The organism is Pseudomonas sp. MD195_PC81_125 (assembly GCF_014060985.1).
In the GTDB taxonomy this organism is placed as follows: domain Bacteria; phylum Pseudomonadota; class Gammaproteobacteria; order Pseudomonadales; family Pseudomonadaceae; genus Aquipseudomonas; species Aquipseudomonas parakoreensis.
This window is the reverse complement of sequence record NZ_JABULD010000080.1, coordinates 1-6369: the sequence shown is the minus strand read 5'-3', so window position 1 is coordinate 6369 and position 6369 is coordinate 1. Positions and strand designations below refer to the sequence as shown.

Below are 6369 nucleotides of genomic sequence, written 5' to 3'. Positions count from 1 at the left end.
GTTGCCGTCWTTTTTTTTGGCTCGAATACACGCCGAACATGAAGTTTGTGTGACATCCGTTCGGTCGCGCCCCTCGCCAACGGCCTATGTCGTAACAGCAGGTTTTTGCAGGCCTGCGGCATCTTTGGCAACCCAAGTGTGGCAATCAAAAAGGATCTCGTAGTGATGCTCGCTCGCCCATCCCGTTGTACCAACGTTCTGTCCTCCAAGCGTGAAACCGTCGAGCCGGCGCTGTGGTTGCTCAAGCCGTTGGCGCACGCAGTGGCGTTGTGTCTGGTGGCGGGCAGCGCGCAGGCGCAGACGGCGTTCAGCTCGGGCTGGTTTGCTGCCAAAGGTGCGGCGCAGCAGGCCGCAGCGGCGCGTCCGAGCGTTGGCGGATTGCCGGGGATGACACCGCCATTGGCCCAGCAACAAAAAGCCAATGCGCAATTGCAGCGTTCGATCCAGACCCTGAACAACACCGTCGCCGCGATTGCCGCGCAACAAGCGGCGCAGGCGGCCGGACGCGCTGCTGCGTTGGGCACGGTACAGTTTGTACCGGACGGTCTGGGCGAGGGCGGTTTGAAAGTCGATAACAGCCTGACCCAGGGTTGGCAGAACGCCAAGGGCCCGCAACAGACCCAGGCCGACGGCAAGACTACGGTGAAGATCGAGCAGACCGCCGACAAGGCAATCCTCAACTGGGAAACCTTCAACGTCGGCCGCAACACCACCGTTGAATTCGCCCAACAGTCCAACTGGGCGGTGCTCAACCGGGTCAACGACCCGAATGCCCGGGCCAGCCAGATCCAGGGCCAGATCAAGGGCGACGGCACGGTGATGCTGATCAACCGCAATGGCATCGTGTTCAGCGGCAGCAGCCAGGTCAACGTGCGCAACCTGGTGGCCGCTGCCGCCAACATCACCGATATCCAGTTCCGTGATCGTGGCTTGTACTTCGACAGCACCGGCACTCAGCCAACCTTCACCGATGCCGCTGGCAAAGTGCTGGTGGAACGCGGTGCCTCGATCGACACCCACAAACCGGCATCGTCTACCGCTGCCGGGGGGTTATGCCTTGCTGCTCGGCAATGAAGTGCAGAACGACGGCAGCATCAGCACCGTCAAGGGCCAGACCGTGCTGGCGGCCGGCGACCGTTTCTACATCCGCAAGGGCTCGGGCACCGAGGGCAATGCGCTGTCCAGCACATTCGGCAGCGAAGTCATTCCGGGCTTCAAGGCCGGTGCCGTTGCGGGCAAAGTCACTAACAACGGACTGATCCAGTCTGCCACCGGCGACATCACTCTGACGGGTCACGAGGTCGTGCAAAACGGCGTATTGCTCGCCAGCACGTCAGTGGCGACGCGGGGCACGATTCACCTGACCAACCCGATCACTGATATCAACGGCAGCGTGACGCTGGGGCAGGGCAGTGCGACGGCGATCATGCTCGACAGCAGCGACATGACCGCCCTCGACAGCCAGCATCAGGCCGCGCTGACGGGCGTCACGGCCAATAACCGGATCCGTGGCGATCAGTCACGCGTCGAGATTCAGAGCGGTGGCAGTGTCGAGTTCCAGAACGGCTCGATCACCCTGGCCACCGGCGGTCAGGTTGCGGTCAGCGCACAGCGCCGCAGCCTGGTGCGCGACGGCGCAATGATCGACGTGTCCGGTGCCCTCGGCGTCAATGTGGCGATGGAAAACAACAGCATCAAGATCAACGTGCAGGGTAACGAGCAGCGTGATGCGTCAGTCAACCGCGAGAAAGGCGCGCTCAACAGCAATGACATCTGGGTCGATGTGCGCGAGCTGGTGTATGTGCCGGCGGGCACTAACGGCTACGCCACGGATCGCTGGTACACGGCGGGCGGTTTGCTCGAAGTCGGCGGTTATCTGGGCACCCAAGGGCACAGCGTCGGCGAATGGATGGCTCAGGGCGGCACAGTGAGTTTTGCCGGCAACGACGTGGTCACGGAAAAAGGTTCGTTGATCAACCTGTCCGGCGGCACCCTGGATGTGCAGAGCGGCGAGATCCGCCAGAGCTGGCTGCGTGGCGCCGACGGCAAGTTGTATGAGGTGTCGCGCGCGCCGGGGGATCTGCTCTACACCGGCCTGTACAAAGGCTATGAAGACAGCAGCGAACGCTGGGGTCAGACCAGCTATTACTACAGCCCGCTGATTGCCCCGCGCTCGCGTTTCGAGTCGGGTTACACCGTGGGCCGCGATGCCGGGCAACTGGTGGTTTCCACGACCAGCGCCGTGCTTGACGGGCAGATGATCGGCGAGGTGTATCAGGGCGAACGGCAGAATCAGGCGCCGAAACCGCTGCTCGACGGCTATCAGCAGAGCCAGACCGCGCTGGCCCGGCGGGCGCAGTTGATCGTCGGCAGTTACGACCCGACCTTCGTCGCGGCGTCGAATGGCCTGCTCTACACCCTCAATCCCTTGCTCGATCAGGTGCAGATCGGTGGCACGCGCCCGGCCTCCGGCAACGATCCGGACTTGACCGGCGCGGTGTCCGATGCCCGCAAGGGCAAGCTCTATCTCGATAACGATCTGCTCAACGGATTCCACCTCGGTGCGCTCAAGGTTTCGACCAAGGATCAGATTGCCGTTCACGGTGCGCTCACGGTCGACAACGGTGGCGACATCACCCTGTATTCCCCGGATGTGCAGATCGGCGCCGACCTGACCGCGCGTGGCGGTAGCCTGCGTCTGGGCAATGTGCTCAATCAGTTTCTCAGTAGCGATACCGCTGACACTCGGCTAACGGCGAAGGTCGGCAAGGCGACGCAAGTCACTGTGGCCGACGGTGTGCAACTCGATACCCGTGGTGTATGGAGCAACCTGCGCAGCAACCCGGATGACGGTGCGAGCCTGGCGTCTCTCAATGGTGGCCTGGTATCGATCCGCAGCAGCGGCGATATCGACCTTGGCGCGGGCAGTCTGCTCGATGTTTCCTCCGGTGGCGCTGTGCTGGCCAACGGCAAGACCCAGGGTGGCAAGGGCGGCGACCTGACGCTGGAATCCAGTGCGATTTCGGCGCCCGGTGAAACCCACCTGAACCTTGCGGGCGATCTGCGTGGCTACGGAGTCACGGGCGGCGGCACGCTGACGGTGCAGGCCAACAGGATTCTCATCGGTCAGACCGACAAGGCGCTGGCCGACAATACCCTGCAGCTGTCTGCCGATCTGTTGCGCAAGGGCTTTTCCGCCTACAACCTGATTGGCCTGAATGGGCTGGACGTTGCTGAAGGCACGGCGATCGATGTGTACATGCCGGTGTACCGTTTCGCTGATGCCGCGCCGAATCAGGTCAGTGGTGTCGATCCGCAAACGGCACTGGAGCTGTGGACGCCGACGCTGTTCCAGGAAAACCCGACCAAGGGCTTGTTGACCCAACGCGCCGGCGCCAGCCTGACGTTGCAGGGCGGGGCCAGCCTGATCGGTTTGATCGATGCTGCCAACAGCCCCCTGACTCTGGGCCGCGGTTCGCGGATCAGCGTCGATCCGGGGCAGAGCATCAAACTGCGCGGTGCCGGGCAGATCACCGTGGAAGGTGAGCTGAATGCCTGGGGCGGCACGATTGATATCCGTCAACAACAGTTCGGTTCGAACAAACCGGCGACCTCCATTGTCGTGGCCGATCCGGGCGCACATGACCGTTCCATCTGGATCGGTGAACAGGCGGTGCTGGATGTCGCCGGACGCGCCAATACGGCAGTCGATGCGCTGGGCCGCACTTACGGTCAGGTCGCCAAGGGTGGCAGCATCATCATCGGCGGTGAAATCGATGCGAAACTGGCCTCTGCCACGGCCGCCGATGCTTATGTGATCGTCCGTGAAGGCGCTCGGCTGGAGGCTTCCGGCAGCGAGACCGTTCTGGATATCGCCGGCCAAGGGCCGACCCGCGTCGCAACCGACGGCGGGCGGATCAGCCTGAGTTCCTACAACGGCCTGTTCCTTGAGGGCCATCTGCGTGCAGCGGCGGGCGGTGTCGGGGCTGCCGGCGGTCGTCTGGACATTGCGCTTGAGACACCGCTGTACGTTGACTCGGCAAGCAATGCCGTGCGGGCGCCGCGAGAGATGATCATTGGCCAGGCACCTGCGGACAAACCGCTCGCGCCGGATCGGCGTCCGGGCGAGGGCGCCGCTGGCCTGCGCTACGGTCAGACGCGCTTGAGCGCAGACGGCCTGATGGCGGGCGGCTTCGATAACCTGAGCCTGTTGAGCAACGGTTTGCTGTCGTTTGACGGCGACGTCAATCTGCACATGAACCAGAGCCTGACGCTGTACGCCGGGGCGTTGTCGCTGGCCGACGCCTCCGCGAGTACGACCCGCGTCGATTTGAGCGCGCCGTACCTGCGTCTGTCCGGCGTGGGCACTTACCACGCCGGCTTCGGCCTGATACGGCCGCGATTGACCAATAATCCGACGACACAATTGTCGGACGCGACCTTCAACGCATCAGCCGACCTGCTGGATGTGGGCAATGGCCTGTCGTTCGGTACACAGGGTTCGATCCTGCAACTCGGCGCGCCGGCGGTTGCGTATGGCCGACGGGCATTTGGCCTGGTGAACCTCGACAGTCGTGGCGATCTGCGTTTCCTCGCGCCCAACGACGGTGCCGAAAAAACCCGGCTGTGGACGCCGGGGGACTTGAACCTCGGTGCTGCACAAATCTATCCCGCCAGTGATGTCCAGGCTGAAGTGCGCGTTGGCTATCAGGGCGCCGTTGCGGTGTCCGACCATACGCTGCGGATCAGCAGCCACGGTGCGGCACCCGCTGAGGTGCCGTACTCGGTATTCGGCAATCTGAGTTTTTCCGCGGCGTACATCGAGCAGGGCGGGGTGGTGCGGGGCCCCGCTGGGCAAGATTGTTCTGGGTGACGATTTGCAGACCACCAGTCATGAGGTTCGACTGCTGTCGGGCAGCACCACGTCCGTCAGCGGCGCCGGTCTGGTCATGCCATACGGTGGCACCACGGACGGCATCGACTATCTCTACAACGGTAAATCGGTGGTGTTGAACGGCATCACGGGCGATAAAAACGGCGTGGCGATCGGTGGGCAATACATCGAGGTGCAGAACGGTGCGCTGATCGATATGTCCGGTGGTGGCGATCTTCGCGGCGCCGGTTTCATTTCCGGACGTGGCGGTTCTACCGATGCGCGCTTCAATCCGCTGGTGCGCAATGCCACCGATGGCACCTTCAGTCTGCCGGGGCTGGCGAGTAATCCGGTCTACGCCATCGTGCCGGGCAATCAGAGCCGTTACGCGCCGATCCTGGCCGAAGCCGGAGCGGTCGATCCGCGCATCGGCCAGCAGGTCACTATTGGCGCCGGCGTGCCGGGGCTGGCGGCGGGGACTTACACGCTGCTGCCATCCACCTTTGCCTTGTTGCCCGGGCGCATTCCGGGTCGAGGTCAACGGTCAGGCGACGCCGGCTGCGATGACGGCAGCGTTGCAACTGCGCAACGGTTCGTGGACCAGCAGCGGGCAGATGTCGATTGCCAACACCGGACTGCGCGACAGTCTGGCCAGTCAGGTGATCCTGACGTCGGCTGAGGTGTTGCGCCGTTACTCGCAGTACAACGAAACGTCGTTCACCCAGTTCATCCGCAGCGATGCCGCCCGGCGTGGCGTGCCCCGTGCGTTGGCGCCAATGGACGGCAAGGTGCTCGATTTGCGCCTGAGCACGGGGGGCAAGCAAGAGACTGCGTTGCAGTTCGATGGGCGAGCGCTGTTTGATGCCGCCGAGGGTGGGCTGATCGGCACGGCGGCGTTACGCGGCGGTTACGCCGGCGCCGAGTTCGAGGTGCTCGCTGCGGGGCATGCGCCGACGCCGGGTTTCAGTGGCGTGTCGGTGTACGCCGACACGCTGAACAACCTCTATGCCGGACGTCTGACGCTCGGTGCGTTGCCGGAGGTGATTTACAACACGACGGGCAACATCATCAAGTTTTTGGGGGCCTCGGACAACATCACGCTGCGTGAAGGGGCCATCCTGTCTGCGCCGGAAGTCGTGTTGCGCACCACCTCGACCACCGGTGGCATCACGGTCGAAGCGGGCGCCGGGATCAACACCCTGGGGCGTGGCAATGTGGCCTTCGATTCAACGTCCGGCTACCTCTACCAGCCGCAAGCCTCGAGCCTGTTGGTAGTGTCCAACGGCTGGACCAATGTGCTGGCGCCGGCAGCGGCCAGGGGCATCAGTGGCGCGGGCAGCATCCGGATTGGCGTGTGTGTCACGTCATCCTGCAACGATCCGGCGCTGCTCTATTCGAACGGCAGCATCACTGCCGCCACCGATAACCAGTTCGAACTCGGTGAAGCGGTGCGTTTCGGCACCCGTCATCTGGCACTGTCGGTCGGTGCGGTCAAC

1 pseudogene is annotated in these 6369 nt (G+C 63.5%); it reads left to right on the top strand.

Going from position 1 to position 6369, the window contains the following annotated elements:
* Positions 1 to 165: 165 nt before the first annotated feature.
* Positions 166 to 6369: pseudogene (locus tag HT737_RS32555) on the top strand (filamentous hemagglutinin N-terminal domain-containing protein); the annotation flags it as partial.